18 protein-coding genes and 1 riboswitch are annotated in these 15,836 nt (G+C 65.9%); of the genes, 11 read left to right on the top strand and 7 right to left on the bottom strand.

Annotation, left to right across the window (positions count from 1 at the left end):
* Positions 1–12: 12 nt before the first annotated feature.
* The 7 genes from OEL49_RS11850 to gcvT all read right to left on the bottom strand — a co-directional run bounded on the left by OEL49_RS11850 (position 13) and on the right by gcvT (position 6,765).
* A complete protein-coding gene (locus OEL49_RS11850) occupies positions 13–579 on the bottom strand; it encodes a PAS domain-containing protein (RefSeq protein ID WP_014237769.1) in 567 nt (188 codons plus the stop codon).
* Positions 580–590: 11 nt separating this feature from the next.
* Positions 591–1,328 carry a DUF2189 domain-containing protein gene (locus tag OEL49_RS11845; RefSeq protein ID WP_014237768.1) on the bottom strand — a complete coding sequence of 246 codons (738 nt, stop codon included), beginning with the start codon at positions 1,326–1,328 and terminating at the stop codon, positions 591–593.
* Between the two features lie 24 nt (positions 1,329–1,352).
* The gene (locus OEL49_RS11840; RefSeq protein ID WP_014237767.1) at positions 1,353–1,622 is read right to left on the bottom strand and encodes a biotin/lipoyl-containing protein; all 270 of its coding nucleotides are present in this window, start codon (positions 1,620–1,622) and stop codon (positions 1,353–1,355) included.
* 129 nt (positions 1,623–1,751) lie between these two features.
* A complete protein-coding gene (locus tag OEL49_RS11835; protein WP_287874775.1) occupies positions 1,752–2,279 on the bottom strand; it encodes a glycine cleavage system protein R in 528 nt (175 codons plus the stop codon).
* Positions 2,272–5,172: an aminomethyl-transferring glycine dehydrogenase gene (gcvP, locus tag OEL49_RS11830; RefSeq protein WP_014237765.1), complete on the bottom strand. Its 2,901-nt coding sequence runs from the start codon at positions 5,170–5,172 to the stop codon at positions 2,272–2,274. Before gcvP ends, OEL49_RS11835 begins: the two co-directional genes overlap by 8 nt.
* A 63-nt stretch (positions 5,173–5,235) precedes the next feature.
* Positions 5,236–5,622, bottom strand: coding sequence for a glycine cleavage system protein GcvH (gene gcvH, locus OEL49_RS11825; RefSeq protein WP_014237764.1), 387 nt, complete (start codon positions 5,620–5,622; stop codon positions 5,236–5,238).
* A 51-nt stretch (positions 5,623–5,673) separates the two neighbouring features.
* Positions 5,674–6,765 carry a glycine cleavage system aminomethyltransferase GcvT gene (gcvT, locus tag OEL49_RS11820; RefSeq protein ID WP_014237763.1) on the bottom strand — a complete coding sequence of 364 codons (1,092 nt, stop codon included), beginning with the start codon at positions 6,763–6,765 and terminating at the stop codon, positions 5,674–5,676.
* Between the two features lie 216 nt (positions 6,766–6,981).
* Positions 6,982–7,091, bottom strand: a riboswitch (glycine riboswitch).
* 250 nt (positions 7,092–7,341) lie between these two features.
* On the opposite strand from gcvT, the gene OEL49_RS11815 reads away from it, so the two are divergent.
* The 11 genes from OEL49_RS11815 to rimP all read left to right on the top strand — a co-directional run bounded on the left by OEL49_RS11815 (position 7,342) and on the right by rimP (position 15,825).
* Positions 7,342–7,548 carry a (2Fe-2S)-binding protein gene (locus tag OEL49_RS11815; RefSeq protein WP_014237762.1) on the top strand — a complete coding sequence of 69 codons (207 nt, stop codon included), beginning with the start codon at positions 7,342–7,344 and terminating at the stop codon, positions 7,546–7,548.
* A 137-nt stretch (positions 7,549–7,685) separates the two neighbouring features.
* Positions 7,686–8,159: a bacterioferritin gene (bfr, locus tag OEL49_RS11810; RefSeq protein WP_014237761.1), complete on the top strand. Its 474-nt coding sequence runs from the start codon at positions 7,686–7,688 to the stop codon at positions 8,157–8,159.
* 56 nt (positions 8,160–8,215) lie between these two features.
* On the top strand, positions 8,216–9,082 hold the full coding sequence (locus OEL49_RS11805; RefSeq protein ID WP_014237760.1) for an alpha/beta fold hydrolase: 867 nt from the start codon (positions 8,216–8,218) through the stop codon (positions 9,080–9,082).
* 79 nt (positions 9,083–9,161) lie between these two features.
* Complete coding sequence (locus OEL49_RS11800; protein WP_014237759.1) at positions 9,162–10,001, top strand: 3',5'-nucleoside bisphosphate phosphatase; 840 nt, start codon at positions 9,162–9,164, stop codon at positions 9,999–10,001.
* Positions 10,002–10,012: 11 nt separating this feature from the next.
* Positions 10,013–10,636, top strand: a complete 624-nt coding sequence (locus OEL49_RS11795; protein ID WP_014237758.1) for an L-threonylcarbamoyladenylate synthase — start codon at positions 10,013–10,015, stop codon at positions 10,634–10,636.
* A gap of 68 nt (positions 10,637–10,704) precedes the next feature.
* A complete protein-coding gene (locus OEL49_RS11790; protein WP_014237757.1) occupies positions 10,705–11,358 on the top strand; it encodes a site-2 protease family protein in 654 nt (217 codons plus the stop codon).
* Between the two features lie 13 nt (positions 11,359–11,371).
* On the top strand, positions 11,372–12,574 hold the full coding sequence (locus OEL49_RS11785) for a tryptophan--tRNA ligase (protein ID WP_014237756.1): 1,203 nt from the start codon (positions 11,372–11,374) through the stop codon (positions 12,572–12,574).
* A gap of 1 nt (position 12,575) precedes the next feature.
* Entirely contained in the window at positions 12,576–13,499 is a 924-nt protein-coding gene (locus OEL49_RS11780) for a segregation and condensation protein A (RefSeq protein WP_014237755.1), read from the top strand.
* On the top strand, positions 13,480–14,037 hold the full coding sequence (gene scpB, locus OEL49_RS11775) for an SMC-Scp complex subunit ScpB (protein WP_014237754.1): 558 nt from the start codon (positions 13,480–13,482) through the stop codon (positions 14,035–14,037). The genes OEL49_RS11780 and scpB overlap by 20 nt, the downstream gene beginning before the upstream one ends.
* A gap of 244 nt (positions 14,038–14,281) precedes the next feature.
* The gene (rluB, locus tag OEL49_RS11770) at positions 14,282–15,172 is read left to right on the top strand and encodes a 23S rRNA pseudouridine(2605) synthase RluB (protein WP_238526306.1); all 891 of its coding nucleotides are present in this window, start codon (positions 14,282–14,284) and stop codon (positions 15,170–15,172) included.
* A gap of 191 nt (positions 15,173–15,363) precedes the next feature.
* Positions 15,364–15,825, top strand: coding sequence for a ribosome maturation factor RimP (gene rimP, locus OEL49_RS11765; RefSeq protein WP_014237752.1), 462 nt, complete (start codon positions 15,364–15,366; stop codon positions 15,823–15,825).
* Positions 15,826–15,836 lie beyond the last annotated feature (11 nt).

Genomic DNA, 15,836 nt, shown 5'->3' with positions numbered 1-15,836 from the left:
GGCTGAACCGGCTCAGGCCCCTGCCGGCTTGTCGGCAGCCCAGGCCAGGGCCAGGGAGCCGATGGTCTGGCCCGTATCGTCCTGGATCACGGAAAAACTCATGCTGACGTAGCGCTTCTGCCCGTCCACCTGCAGGGCCCGGGTCAGGCGGGGCTTGCCCGGATGCTGCACGGCGCCCCGGGCCATGGCCTGGTGGAAGCCGCGCCAGTGGGCGGCGCGCAGATGCTCCGGAATGATCAGGTCCAGACTGGCGCCGATGGCGGCGGCGGCGGGAAAGCCGAAGAGGGCGGTGGCCGCCCCATTCCACAGGCGGATTACTCCTTCCTTGTCGGCCAGGATCAGGGCCGCATCCATTTGCTCGGCCAGCAGCCGGTGGATCGACGCCGGCAGGTCGTCCGGGGCAGGGCCCAGCACCTGCCAGGCATACATGAGGGAAGCTTCGTTGAATTCCTGGCCGCTTTCCTCATCCCGCCACCACCGGTTGCCCTGGGCATCCTCTCCCCGGTAGCGCCAGCGGCGCTGTTCGCCGCTGCACAGTTCGATGCGGTAGAGGCTGTGCGGCAGCAGGGGCGCAGACATGGGAACTCCCTTTATTCCAGGGGAAAGACCTGTTGGTAGAGGGCGTGGCTGGCGTAGGCCAGCAGGGGGAAAACCAGCGGAAAGGGAAACAGCAGCAGGATGCTGCCGATGACGCCGGCAGCCAGCAGGACGCCCCACAGCAGCGCCAGGAGGAAGTTACCGAAGACGGCGCGGACGCTGAGAACCACGGCCTGGATCAGGTTGGCCCGGCCGTAGTGCAGCAGGGGCACGGCGAAGGCGGTGACGGCGTAGATCATGAAGGCCAGCACCGCCCCCATGAGGGAGCTCCAGCGCAGGAAGGCCTGCACGTCGGTGCCGGGGCTGAGCAGGGTGGCCAGGCCCCGGGGTTCGCCGCCCACCATGAAGCCGTAGAGTGTGGCCGCGTCGGTGATCCAGATCAGGTAGAAAAAGGTGCACACGGCACCGATGGCCCACAGGCCGGTGGGGGCGCGCCGGTAGGCGGTGAAGGCCAGGGCTGCAGGGGCCGCTTCACCACGGGCGCTGCGGTCCGCCAGTTCGAAATAGCCCACCAGCAGCAGGGGGCCGACCAGCATGAAGCCGCCGCTGGCGGCTAGGGCCAGGGGGGCGACGGCGGCCTGGCCCAGGATCAGCCAGATCAGTACGCCGACGACGGCCAGGGGCAGGGCCAGGAGCGCGCTGGGGCCCGGGTTGCGGGCGAAGGTGCGCCCGCCGCTGGCCAGGGCGGCCCCCAGATGGGCAAGTCGCAGACGTCGGGGCTGGATGGCCATGGGGGCTCCCATAGGATCAGGCGGTTAGGACGGGTCCAGGGTCAGCAGCAGGGCGCCTTCGGCCAGGACGTCGCCTGCGCAGACGAAGACTTCCCGCACCGTGCCGGCGTAAGGGCTGGGAATGTCCAGGGCCACCTTGCCGGTTTCCAGGGTCAGGATGTTGTCGTCCCGTGCCAATGTGTCACCGGCTTGGACCAGGAGTTCCAGCACGAAGACGTCGCCCTGGGCGCAGTTGCCGCAACTCTCCCAGCATTCGGGGTATTTGGGCATGCGCACTTCGATGGGACCGGACATGGGGGAAGGGTAAGGGGATGGAGGTGGAATTGTGCCCCGGCCCGGGGCATCGGCCTTTGACCGAAATGAAATGTGGGGAAAAAAGCGGGGAGTGGCCCCGCCCCGGGAACGGGACGGGGGGCGGGAAGCTCAGGCGCTGAGCTTTTCGTCCAGGGAAATATCGACCAAGAGATCGTTGGAGAGCCGTTCCAGCTCGCCGGTGAGGCCGCGCACATCCAGTCCCGGCCCGGCCAGCAGGCTGACCTGGGCGTGGAAGAGGATTTCGGCGGACATGGGGGCACTGGAGGTGTGGGTGGCCAGCTCCTCCACATTGACGCCGTGGCGGGCCAGCACTTGGGAGACCTCGCGCACGATGCCAATGCGGTCGTGGCCCACCAGGGAAAGGCGCAGGCGGCGGCCCTTGGGGGCTTCCTGGCTTTCGGGGGAGCTTTCTACCGTCACCTTGAGCAGGGAGAGGCCGGCCAGTGCCTGCTGCAGGGCTGGGGCCTGCTCGGCCGGTACGCTGACCTTGAGGATGCCGGCAAACTTGCCCGCCAGACGGGACATGGAGGATTCCAGCCAGTTGCCCTGATGGGTGGAGATGGCGGTGGATAGCTGCTCCACCAGGCCGGGGCGGTCGTCACCGATGACGGTGAGTACCAGGATCTGATCAGCCATGTTGGTAGTCCTCCACAGGGGCGCAGGCGCAGAAGAGATTGCGGTCGCCGTACACGTCGTCGATGCGGTTCACGCTGGGCCAGAACTTGTTCTCAGCCACCCAGGCCAGGGGATAGCAGGCTTCCTGACGGCTGTAGGGGCGGCTCCAGACCTCGTCGGCCAGATCCTTCTGGGTGTGGGGGGCGTGCTTCAGCGGGTTGTTGTCCGCCGGCCACTGGCCCGCTTCCACCTTGCGGATTTCGTTGCGGATGGCGATCAGGGCGTCGATGAAGCGGTCCAGCTCGGCCTTGGATTCGGATTCGGTGGGCTCCACCATGATGGTGCCGGCCACCGGGAAGCTCACCGTGGGGGCGTGGAAGCCGTAATCCATGAGGCGCTTGGCGATGTCGATCTCGGCGATGCCGGTGGCCGCCTTGATGGGGCGGATGTCCAGGATGCACTCGTGGGCGACGCGGCCGTTCTTGCCCCGGTACAGCACGGGGTAGTGTTCCTGCAGGCGGGCGGCGACGTAGTTGGCGTTGAGGATGGCCACCTGGGTGGCGGTCTTGACGCCCTTGCCGCCCAGCATGGCGATGTACATCCAGGAAATGGGCAGGATGGAGGCGGAGCCGAAGGGAGCGGCGGAAACGGCGCCCTGGCCCTTGTGCTTGCGCTCGGCAGGGCCGGTGGCCTGCACCGCGTGGTCGGCCATGTAGGGGGCCAGATGGGCCTTGAGGCCGATGGGGCCCATGCCCGGGCCGCCGCCGCCGTGGGGGATGGCGAAGGTCTTGTGCAGGTTCATGTGGGACACGTCGGCGCCGATGAAGCCGGGAGCAGTGAGGCCCACCTGGGCGTTGAGGTTGGCGCCGTCCATGTACACCTGGCCGCCGTTGGCGTGCACGATGTCGCAGATATCCTTCACCGCTTCCTCGAACACCCCGTGGGTGGAAGGGTAGGTGAGCATCAGGCAGGAGAGCTTGGCGGCGTGCTGCTCGGCCTTGGCCTTGAGATCGGCCACGTCCACGTTGCCGTTGTCGTCGCAATCCACCACCACCACCTGCAGGCCGGCCATCTGGGCGGTGGCCGGGTTGGTGCCGTGGGCGGACTTGGGAATCAGGCAGATGTCGCGCTGGCCCTGGCCGTTGGCCTCCTGGTAGCGGCGGATGGCCACCAGGCCGGCGTATTCGCCCTGGGCGCCGGAGTTGGGCTGCATGCAGACGGCGTCGAAACCGGTGACGGTCTTCAGCCACTCGGCCAACTGCTCGATCATCTCCAGGTAGCCCTGGGCCTGGTCCAGGGGCGCGAAGGGGTGGATGTCGCCGAACTCGGGCCAGGTGACGGGAATCATCTCGCTGGTGGCGTTCAGCTTCATGGTGCAGGAACCCAGGGAGATCATGGAGTGATCCAGGGCCAGGTCCTTGTTCTGCAGCTTCTTCAGGTAGCGCAGCATCTCGTGTTCGGTGTGGTGGGTGTTGAACACGGGATGGCTGAGGATGGCGTCGGTGCGCAGCAGCTCGGCCGGCAGGGCTGGGTCGGCGGCGGCCACCTGGGCGTCCAGGGCCTCGATGTCGACTTTCACGCCAGCGATGAGTTGCAGCAGGGTGGCCACGTCTTCCCGGGTGGTCTTTTCATTGAGGGCGATGCCGAGGCGGCCGCCCTCGATCAGACGCAGGTTGTAGCCGGCATTCTGGGCGGCCTGGTACACGGTGAGGGCCTTGGCCCCCAGGTCCAGCTGCAGGGTGTCGAAGTAGCAGGCGTTGAGCTGCTTGATGCCGGCCTTGGCCAGGCCCGTGGCCAGGATGGCGGCCAGGCGGTGGATGCGGCGGGCGATGGTCTTGAGACCCTCGGGGCCGTGATAGACGGCATACATGCCGGCCATGTTGGCCAGCAGCACCTGGGAAGTACAGATGTTGGAATTGGCCTTCTCCCGGCGGATGTGCTGTTCCCGGGTCTGCAGGGCCATGCGCAGGGCCTTGTTGCCCCGGGCATCGACGGAGACGCCGATGATGCGGCCGGCCACGGAGCGCTTGTGTTCGTCCTTGCAGGCGAAGAAGGCGGCATGGGGGCCGCCGAAGCCCATGGGAATGCCAAAGCGCTGGGAAGAACCCAGGGCCATGTCGGCCCCCATGGCACCGGGGGATTTCAGCAGCACCAGGGCCATGAGGTCGCAGGCCACGGCGGTGACGGCACCCTTGGCCTTGAGGGCGGCGATGGTGGCGGTGAGGTCCTGCACCTCCCCCTTGTCGTTGGGGTACTGCAGCAGGGCGCCGAAGACCTCCACCGTGGCGGCTTCTTCCACCGGCCCGAAGATCAGCTCGAAGCCGAAGTAGGCGGCCCGGGTCTTGACCACGTCGATGGTCTGGGGGAAGCAGGCTGCATCCACGAAGAAGCGGTTGGAGCCGGACTTGGAGACGCGGCGGGCCATGGTCATGGCCTCGGCGGCGGCGGTGGCCTCGTCCAGCAGGGAGGCGTTGGCCAGTTCCAGACCGGTGAGATCGATGATCACCTGCTGGTAGTTGAGCAGGGCTTCCAGGCGGCCCTGGGCGATCTCGGCCTGGTAGGGGGTGTAGGCGGTGTACCAGCCCGGGTTTTCCAGCACGTTGCGCAGGATCACCTTGGGCGTCAGGGTCTCGTGATAGCCCTGTCCGATGAGGGACTTTTTCACCACATTGCGACCGGCCAGGGCCTTCAGGTCGGCCAGGGCCTCATGCTCGCGCCGGGGGGCGGGCAGGGGCAGGTCGGCGGGGAAGCGGATGGCGGCGGGCACGGTCTGATCCACCAGCTGATCCAGGCTGGCGGCACCGATGGCGGCCAGCATCTGGCTCATTTCGCTGGCGCAGGGGCCGATGTGGCGGGCGATGAACTCGTCCTTCTGTTCCAGGGCGGAAAGGGACTGGGGCAGGGTATCGGACATGGGCAATCTCGGGAGGCGGAAAGAAAAAAGGGAAGGGGCTTTGCCCTTCCCTTGTCTGTTGGCTTATTCGCTGTCGGCCACGGCACCGTAGGCGGCGGCATCGAGCAGGGCGCCCAGGTCGCCGGCGTTGGCCGGCTGCAGCTTGAACAGCCAGGCGGCGTAGGCGTCCTGGTTGAGGGTCTCGGGGGCATCCACCACGGCCTCGTTGACGGCGGTGACGCTGCCGGCGATGGGGGCGTACACGTCGGCGGCGGCCTTCACGGATTCCACCACGGCGGCTTCCTGGCCGGCGGCCAGGGTCTTGCCCACTTCCGGCAGCTCGATGAAGACCAGGTCGCCCAGGGCTTCCTGGGCGTGGTCGGTGATGCCCACGGTGACGCTGCCGTCGGCTTCGAGGCGAACCCATTCGTGGCTCTTGGTGTACTTCAGATCGGCGGGAACGTTGGACATGGAACTCTCCTTAAGTTGAATGTGAATTCTGATTGCTGAAATCGGGATAAATCAGGCCACGGCCTTGCCGTGACGGGCGAAAACGGGTTTGACCACCTGGGCGTTGAGCAGCTTGCCGCGGATATCCACCTGCACGGTGTCGCCAATGGCGACGCCCAGGGGCAGGCGGGCCAGGGCGATGGATTGTTCCAGGGTGGGGGAGAAGGTGCCGCTGGTGATTTCACCCTCGCCCTGGCTCGTCACCACCTTCTGGTGGGCCCGCAACACGCCCTTGTCCAGCAGCTTGAGGCCGAGGAACTGGGCCTTCTGGCCGTTGGCGAGGAGGGCGGATTTGCCGACGAAGTCCCGCTCGGACTTGAGGTCCACGGTCCAGGCCAGGCCGGCGTCCAGGGGGGAGACGGTTTCGTCCATATCCTGGCCGTAGAGGTTCATGCCGGCCTCCAGGCGCAGGGTGTCCCGGGCGCCCAGGCCGCAGGGGCGCACGCCGGCGGCGATCAGGGCATTCCAGAAGTCCTCGGCCTTGGCAGCGGGGAGGGCGATCTCGAAGCCGTCCTCGCCGGTGTAGCCGGTGGTGGCAATGAAGAACTGGCCGATCTGGGTGCCGAAGAAGGGGGCCAGGTTTTTCGTGGCGGCCTTCACCTCGGGCAGCACCTGCCACACCTTGGCCTTGGCCTGGGGGCCTTGCACGGCGATCATGGCTACGGCCTTGGGACCTTCGCGCAGGGGAATGACGGAGACGTCCAGCTGCCACTGACCCAGGAGCTGATCCATCCAGGCCAGGTCCTTGTCGGCGGTGCCGGCGTTGATGACCACCCGGTAGTGGGTGTCGGTGAGGTAATAGACGATGAGATCGTCCACCACGCCGCCTGCCTCGTTGAGCATGGCGCTGTAGAGGGCCTTGCCCGGGACTTTCAGCTTGTCCACGTTGTTGGCGATGAGGCGCAGGAGGAAGGCCTTGGCGTCGGCACCGGTGACATCCACGGCGCACATGTGAGAGACGTCGAACATGCCGCAGTCGTTGCGCACGGCATGGTGCTCCTCGATCTGGGAGCCGTAGTTCACCGGCATGTCCCAGCCGCCGAAATCCACCATGCGGGCATTGAGGGCGCGGTGGGCCTTGTTGAGGACGGTTTGCTTCGTCATTTCAGTTCCTTGGGCGGGGCTGTGAAAGCCGATTCTGAAAACGAAAAAGGGGCGAGCCGGAAAATTCCAGACAGGTCTGGTTTCCGGCTCGCCCCCTCTGTCCTGCAACCTGAGAGTGTTGCGGTCCCCGTTCGTTCCACCCGGAGGATGGAGAAACAGCGGCCGTTGCCCCCTTCGGTGGGCCGCCCGGACCGGGGGCCGCTCTCCAGAGATGTTCTGCCGCAAACGGTCCTTTTTGCCTGAGCGATTTCGGGGCTAGCGAATGGTGGATTGCGCCTTCGGCGGCAGCCCGTGGAAGCCGGGCCGCGCTCTCCCGTTTGCGCGGCGGACTATACCCAAAGGCAGGGGGCATGACAACAAGCCCGGGCGGCGCTGCCAGCGGCGTTTTCCCAGACCGCGCCAATGCTAGATTTCAGGCCGTCGCCCGGATGCCCGGCAAGGGCCTCCGGGAGGGCCGGGAGTTGGCTTGCTACATGGGTTGATAAATATTTGTTGAGAAGCACTTGCATTTGGATGGGTTCGTGATAATAATTCTCATTAGTTTGTTAGCCATCCATCTGTTCAGGAGCACCCGCCATGTATGTCTGTGTCTGCCACGCCGTTACTGATCGCCAGATCTCAGCGTCCGTAGCCATGGGCGCCTCCACGCTTGCCGACCTGCGCGACGAGCTGGGGGTGGGCACCTGCTGCGGCAAATGCGCCCGGGAAGTGCGCCAGCAGTTGCGCGACGAACTGGGCCAGTGCCGGGGCTGCGGCAAATGCGCTAACGCCAAGCATTGTTGAACCTCGGGTTGCGGTTCGGTCGGGCAGTCCGTTCCGCTTTTTCCCCTTGCCCTCGCGTCACATCGGCGCGGGGGCTTCTTTTTTGTGCCTTGTGCTAATCTACCGGCATCCATTCCCCAACGAATCAGGAGCCAGCCATGAAGGGCGATAAAAAAGTCATTCAGTACCTCAACAAGATTCTGGCCAACGAGCTGACCGCCATCAACCAGTACTTCCTGCATGCCCGCATGTACAAGAACTGGGGCCTGAAGAAGCTCAACGAACACGAGTACCACGAGTCCATCGACGAGATGAAGCATGCCGACAAGGTGATCGAGCGCATTCTCTTCCTCGAAGGCCTGCCCAACCTGCAGCAGCTGAACAAGCTGTTCATCGGCGAGAACACCAAGGAAATGCTGGAGTGCGACCTGAAGCTGGAACTGGCCGCCATCCCCCTGCTGCGCGAAGCCATTGCCTACTGTGAAGGCGTGGCCGACTACGTCACCCGGGATCTGCTGGAAGACATCCTGGAAAGCGAGGAAGAGCATGTGGACTGGCTGGAAACCCAGCTGGAGCTGATCGCCAAGGTGACCCTGCCCAATTACCTGCAGTCCCAGATGCACGACGACTGAGTCCTGCGCCACCACACCCGGGGCCGGCCTGTGCCGGCCCTTTTCATTTGCCTGCCATGAAACCGAGCCGAGTCGAATATTTCTCCCTGCGCGGCCGTCGCCAGGCCCTGCGCCGCTGGGGGCCTGCCGAGGCGCCGCCCCTGGTGTTGCTGCACGGCTGGATGGACGTTGCCGCCTCCTTCCAGTTCGTGGTGGATGCCCTGAGTCGGGAGTGGTCCGTGCTGGCACCGGACTGGAGGGGCTTCGGCGACAGCCAGGAAAATCGGGGGCCCTACTGGTTCGCCGATTACCTGGGTGATCTGGATGCCATGCTGGACAGCCTGTTCCCCCGGCAGGCCGTGCCCCTGGTGGGGCACAGCATGGGCGGCAACGTGGCCTGCCTGTACGCCGGATTGCGGCCCCAGCGGATCAGTCACCTGGTCTCCCTGGAAGGTTTCGGTATCAATGACATGGTCCCGGCCCAGGCGCCGGAACGCTTGTCGGCCTGGCTGGATCAACTGGCTGCGCCGCCCTCACTCCATGCCTACGCCGACCGGACCGCCCTGGCATCCCGCCTGCGCCGGGACAACCCGCGCCTGACACCTGCTCGGGCCGAGTTCCTGGCCACCCATCTGGGGCGTGTCGACGATGACGGGAGTGTGAAGTGGGCCGGCGATCCCTGGCACAAGGCCGCCAGTCCGCTGCTCTACCGGCTTGAGGAAGCCAAGGCCTGCTGGCGCCGGGTCCAGGCGCCCACCCTGTGGGTGCGGGGAGCGGAAACCTCTTTCCTCAAACGCTTTCATATAGACGAGGGCGACTATCGGGAACGCCTGGGCTGTTTTGCCTCGGCCCGGGAAGCCGTGGTGGCCGATGCCGGCCACATGCTGCATCACGATGCGCCCGAGGCGGTGGCAGCGCTGCTGGAGTCCTTCATCACGGCCTGAGGCCAAGGGGCGGCGCGGCCCCTGTGCTATGATTCCGCGCTTTCCTGCTGTCTTGGGGCGCCTTTGTCGCGACCTGCCGATGTCTGACCTGAACTGGGATTTCCACTGCCACTCCACCGCTTCCGACGGCCTGCTGCCGGCGGCCGAAGTGGCGCGCCGCGCCGCCGGCAACGGGGTGCAATTGCTGGCCCTGACCGACCATGACGATCTGGCCGGCCTGCCCGCAGCCCGGGCCGCGGCGGAGGAAATGGGCATGGGCCTGGTCAATGGCGTGGAAGTTTCCATCGAATGGGAAGGCCTCTCCATCCACGTGGTGGGCCTGGGCTTCGATGCCGCCAATCCGGTTCTGAACGAAGGGCTGGCCGGCATCCGCAGCGGCCGGGTGGAACGGGCTAGGCGCATGGCCGAGGCCCTGGAGGCCATTGCCATCCGCGGCGCCTTCGAGGGCGCCATGGCCTATGCGGAAAACCCCAACCTGATTTCCCGCGCCCATTTCGCCCGCTATCTGGTGCAGATCGGCCTGTGCAAGGACGTGCACAACGTCTTCGACAACTACCTCACCCCGGGCAAGCCCGGCTACGTGGAGCATCGCTGGGCTTCCCTGGAGGACGCGGTCAGCTGGATTCGTGCCGCCGGCGGTTTGGCCGTGGTGGCCCATCCGGGGCGCTACAAGATTTCCAATGCGGCCTTGCGCCGTTTTCTGGGCCAGTTCAAGGATGCGGGCGGGGAGGGCATCGAGGTGGTGACCGGCAGCCACAGCCCCGACCAGATCCATCATTTCGCCCGCCTGGCCCGCCATTACGGCTTTCTCGCCTCCCGCGGCTCCGACTTCCACGGGCCGGAGGAGAGCTATACCGATCTGGGGCGCCTCTCGCCCCTGCCGGACGGCCTCACGCCCATCTGCTCCCGTTTCGTCTGATCATCCACGCCATGGCCGAATATCTTTCCCTCCATCCCGATAATCCCCAGCCCCGCATGCTGGCCAAGGCCGCCCAGGTCCTGCGGGAGGGGGGGCTGATCGCCTTTCCCACTGACTCCTGCTATTCCCTGGCCTGCCATCTGGGCGACAAGGAGGCCCTGGATCGGCTGCGGGCCATCCGCGGCGTCGATGACCGGCACCACATGACCCTGATGTGCCGCGACCTGTCCCAGATCGCCCACTTTGCCCGGGTGGACAATGCCCAGTACCGCCTGCTCAAAACGGTCACGCCGGGCAGTTACGTGTTCATCCTGGAAGGCACCAAGGAACTGCCGCGACGGGTGATGCACCCCAAGCGCAAGACCATCGGTCTGCGGGTGCCCGACCATCTGGGCGCCCTGGCCCTGCTGGAGGAGTTCGGCGAGCCCCTGCTCACCGCCACCCTGCAGCTGCCCGGGGATGAAGCGCCTCTCACCGAAGGCTGGGAGATCCAGGACCGTCTCGACGACCAGCTGGAGCTGATCCTGGATGGCGGCCATTGCGGCACCGAGCCCACCACCGTCATCGACCTCACCAGCGGGGCACCGGAACTGGTGCGGGCCGGCCGCGGAGCGCTGGCCCCCTTCGGTCTCTGACCAGCACGGCCGACCGGAGCCGGGTCGGTCCCTTTGGTAGAATCCCCCCTTTATTACGCTGACGCGCCATGGACCAACTGATCCAGACTCTTGCCATTGCAGCCCTGCCGGTGATCTTCGCCATCACCCTGCACGAGGCCGCCCATGGTTATGTGGCGCGCCACTTCGGTGACCTGACGGCCTATGCGGCGGGGCGCATCAGCCTCAATCCCCTGCGCCACATCGATCCGGTAGGCACCATCCTGATTCCGGTGCTGATCCTGCTCTTCTCCGGCGGTAGCCTGCTGTTCGGCTATGCCAAACCGGTGCCCGTGGATTTCGGCCGCCTGCGCCGTCCCAAGCAGGACATGCTGTGGGTGGCCGCCGCCGGCCCCCTGGCCAACCTGGCCATGGCCATCGGCTGGGGTTGCATGCTCAAGCTGGCCCAGCTGCTGCCGGTGAATGCCTATACCCTGCCCCTGGAGCGTATGGCCGACCTGGGCATGGATGTGAATATCGGCCTGATGCTGCTCAACCTGCTGCCCATTCCGCCCCTGGATGGCGGCCGCATCGCCGTCAGCCTTTTGCCCTACCGCCAGGCCGTCGCCTTTTCCCGGGTGGAACCCTGGGGTTTCCCGATCCTGATCCTGCTGCTCTTTTCCGGCGTGCTGGCCAGCATCCTTTATCCGCTGATGGGTATCATGCGTTACCTGTTGGCCCTGATTTTCAATTTCCAAGCCTGAGACAAACATCACCATGTACGCGGAACGAGTCCTTTCCGGCATGCGCCCCACGGGCAGCCTGCACCTTGGCCACTACCACGGGGTCCTGAAGAACTGGGTCAAGCTCCAGCACGACTACCCCTGCCTGTTTTTCGTGGCCGACTGGCATGCCCTGACTACCAGCTACGACCAGCCGGACATCATCGAGAAGGCCGCCTGGGACATGGTGATCGACTGGCTGGCCGCCGGCGTGGACCCCAATCAGGCCACCATCTTTATCCAGTCCCGGGTGCCCGAGCACGCCGAACTGCACCTGCTGATGTCCATGATGACGCCCCTGGGCTGGCTGGAGCGGGTGCCGACCTACAAGGACCAGATCGAAAAGCTCTCCCACAAGGACCTCACCACCTACGGTTTCCTCGGCTATCCCCTGCTGATGTCTGCCGACATCCTGGTGTATCGCGCCAACCGGGTGCCCGTGGGCGAGGACCAGATTCCCCACCTGGAGTTTTCCCGGGAAATCGCCCGCCGCTTCAACCATCTCTACGGCCGGGAGCCCGGCTTCGAGGAGAAGGCCCTGGAAGCGGTGAAGAAGCTGGGCGGCAAGGTGGGCAAGCGTTTCAACGAGCTGCGCACCCGCTTCCAGCAGGACGGCGATGCTGCCGCGGTGGAGGAGGGCAAGCGCCTGGTGAACGAGGCCCAGAGCCTGTCCCTGGTGGATCGGGAGCGCCTGCTGGGCCATCTGGAAGGCACCGGCAAGATGATCCTGGTGGAGCCCGATGCCCTGCTTACCGAGGCTTCGCGCATGCCCGGCCTGGACGGTCAGAAGATGTCCAAGTCCTACGGCAACACCATCACCCTGCGGGAGGATGAAGCCTCCGTCACCCAGAAGGTCAAGCGCATGCCCACCGATCCGGCCCGGGTGCGCCGCACCGACGCCGGCAATCCGGACAAGTGCCCGGTGTGGCAGCTGCACCAGGTCTATTCCGACGGGGCCACCAAGGAGTGGGTGCGCCAGGGCTGCACTTCCGCCGGCATCGGCTGCATCGAATGCAAGCAGCCGGTGATCGACGGCATCCTCAAGGAACAGGCGCCCATGCGGGAGCGGGCCCAGGTCTATCTGGACAATCCGGCCCTGGTGCGGGAGATCGTCAACGACGGTTGCGCCAAGGCCCGCCGCCTGGCCCAGGAAACCATGACCGATGTGCGCGCCGCCATGGGCCTGAACTACGCCTGACATGAGCGATACTCCGGTCCTCGACGACATTCCGGCCCCCCAGGCGGCGCCGGCCCAGGAGGCCCTGGCCCGCATCTACGGCCAGCCCCTGGAGCAGCTGCCCCTGGACCTGTACATCCCGCCCGACGCCATGGCGGTGATGCTGGATGCCTTCGAAGGCCCCCTGGACTTGCTGCTCTACCTGATCCGCAAGGCCAACGTGAATGTGCTCGACATTCCCATGGCGCCCCTGACGCTCCAGTACCTGGAGTACGTGGAAGCCATGCGCTCCCAGAACATGGAGCTGGCGGCCGACTATCTGGTGATGGCCGCCATGCTCATCGAGATCAAGTCCCGCATGCTGCTGCCCCGGGCCAAGCAGGCGGAAGAGGACGAGGTGGAGGATCCCCGGGCCGAACTGGTGCGCCGCCTCATCGAATACGAGCAGATGAAGCTGGCGGCGGTGCGCCTGAACGAGCATCCCCAGGCCGAGCGGGACTTCGTCTGGGTCGAGACCTGGGTGGAAAAATCCCAGATGCAGCGTTTCCCCGACGTGTCGGTGGCGGACCTGCAGCAGGCCTGGCAGTCCATCCTGCGCCAGGCCCAGCTGCATACCTCCCACAAGGTGCAGCGGGAAGAGCTGTCGGTGCGCGAGCACATGGGCCTGATCCTGCGCCAGCTGAAGGAAGCGGACGGCTTCGTCGAGTTCATCCACATGTTCGACGTGGAGCTGGGCGCCCCTTCCGTGGTGGTGCATTTCCTGGCCATGCTGGAACTGGCCCGGGAGCGGCTGATCCGCATCACCCAGGCCGAGGCCTTCATGCCCATCTACGTGCGCCTGGCCATTGCCGACGACGCGGAAACGCCCCTGACCGAGGAAGAGGCGGGGCAGATAGTCGAAATCCCTGCGGAAGAAGGAGAGGGCGATGCCCCAGTTACCGTCTAACCCCGCCGAGATCAAGCGCATCCTGGAAGCGGCCCTGCTGGCCGCCCAGCAGCCCCTCTCGGTGTCCGAACTGCGCCAGATGTTCGATGGCGAGCTGGCGCCGGAAGTGGTGCGCAAGCTGCTCGACGAACTGCGGGAGGAGTGGAGCGAGCGCACCGTGGAACTGGTCCAGCTGGCCACCGGCTGGCGCTTCCGCACCCGCACCGAGTACATGCCCTATCTGGAAGCCCTCAATCCGGAAAAACCGCCCAAGTATTCCCGGGCAGTGCTGGAGACCCTCTCCATCATTGCCTACCGCCAGCCCGTGACCCGGGGCGACATCGAGGACATCCGCGGCGTCACCGTCGCCACCCAGGTCATCAAGGCCCTGGAAGAGCGGGGCTGGGTCGATGTGGTGGGCTACCGGGATACCCCGGGCCGTCCCGCCCTGTTTGCCACCACCAAGAAATTTCTCGACGATCTGGGGCTGCGCAGCCTGACCGAGCTGCCGCCCCTGGAACAACTCAATCAAACACTGGAATTAAGCGATGCCTCCTAAGCCTCCCCGTAAGCCTGCCGCACCCAAGACGGGCCAGGCACCCCGCCGCAGCCCTGCCGGCGGTCGTCAGCGCCGGGACGACGGCGCCGAGTGGGTGGAGGGTTCCGACCCCGCTCCCCATGGTCGTCGCTCAGGCAGCACTGGTGCGGCTTCTGGCCGGCCTGGCCCGAAACCCGCGCGGGACGCGGCGAAGCGGACGCCATTCCGCGCGCCCACCCGCCCCCGTCCCGAGCCTGTCGCCGCCGTGGAGGAAGTAGAGGAGCAGGAAGCGCCTCGTCCCCGTCGCGGTGCCGGCCGCAATGCCCCTGCGCCCCGTGCCGTTGGCCGCAGCGGCCGCAATGCACCGGTGGAGGCCAAGCCCGAGCGCCTGCACAAGATCCTGGCCCAGAGCGGCGTCGGTTCCCGGCGCGACATGGAGGAGTGGATTGCCGCCGGCCGCGTCACGGTCAATGGCAAGCCGGCCGAAGTGGGCCAGCTGGTGGGGCCGGAAGACAAGGTCAAGGTCAGCGGCCGCCTGGTGCATCTGCGCTTCGGCTCCCTGCGCCTGCCCCGGGTGGTGCTCTACCACAAGCCCGAAGGTCAGATCGTCTCCCGCGACGACCCGGAAGGCCGGGACAGCGTCTTCGACTTCCTGCCACGCATGCGCGGCAGCCGCTGGGTGGCGGTGGGGCGGCTGGACTACAACACCAGCGGCCTGCTGCTGTTCACCAACTCCGGCGACCTGGCCAACCGGCTGATGCACCCCCGCTACAACCTGGAGCGGGAGTACGCGGTGCGGGTGCTGGGCGACCTGGACGACGCCACCCTCAAGCAGCTGGCCGCCGGCATCGAACTGGAAGACGGTCCGGCCCGCTTCACCACCCTGCTGGACGCGGGCGGCGAGGGGGCCAACCACTGGTACCGGGTGACCTTGTCCGAAGGCCGCAACCGGGAAGTGCGGCGTATGTTCGAAGCCGTAGGGGCCACGGTGAGTCGCCTGATCCGCGTGCGTTACGGCCCCTTCGTCCTGCCGGCCCGCCTCAAGCGGGGCAGCACCATGGAGCTGACGGACATGGATGTGGCCAAGCTGATGCGGGAATTTGGCCTGCCGGCACCGGAAGTGATCCAGAAGCGGGACAAGCGTACCCGGAAGTGATTTCGGGCCGCAGCGGCCCGATCCGCGGCTACCCCCAGGGTCGTTTGGAGCCCGGGTGGCGGCTTTCCGGCAGGAAAGCCGTTGTCCGGGCTGTTGTTTTCCGATATAATTCAAAAGTTTTCATCGTCCTGCCCGGCTTTGGGCGGGTAACTTTTTGGATGGGCGTTTCGCCCATTTTTTATTTGTAGCGCATGGATCTGCACTCATTAGTTGAAAATACGGTCACCGGCCTGGGTTACGAGCTGGTGGACCTGGAACTGACGCCCCGGGCCCGGGTTATCCGCGTCTTTATCGACCAGCCTGAAAAGGAGGGCGGTATCGGCGTGGAGGATTGCGTTGCCGTGAGCAACCAGCTTTCCCGCGTGCTGATGGTGGAAAACATCGACTACGACCGGCTGGAGGTTTCCTCCCCCGGTCTCGACCGGCCTTTGAAGAAGCTGGCCGATTTCGATCGCTTTGCCGGCCAGGAAGTGCATATCCGCTTGCGCGTGGCGCTGAACAACCGGCGCAACTACAACGGCATTCTCATGGGCGTGCGCGACGGCAAGGTCTGCGTGCGCCTGATTGACAAGAACAGCGGCAAGGAAGAGGGCGAAGTGGCCCTCGAGCCGGGCAATATCGACAAGGCCCGGCTGGAGCCGAAGTTTGATTGATGGCGGGTTGA

The sequence above is a fragment of the Azospira sp. genome (genome assembly GCF_030247495.1).
Lineage (GTDB): Bacteria > Pseudomonadota > Gammaproteobacteria > Burkholderiales > Rhodocyclaceae > Azospira > Azospira oryzae.
Note: the sequence above shows the minus strand (reverse complement) of the source record. Positions and strands in the feature narration are given on the sequence as shown.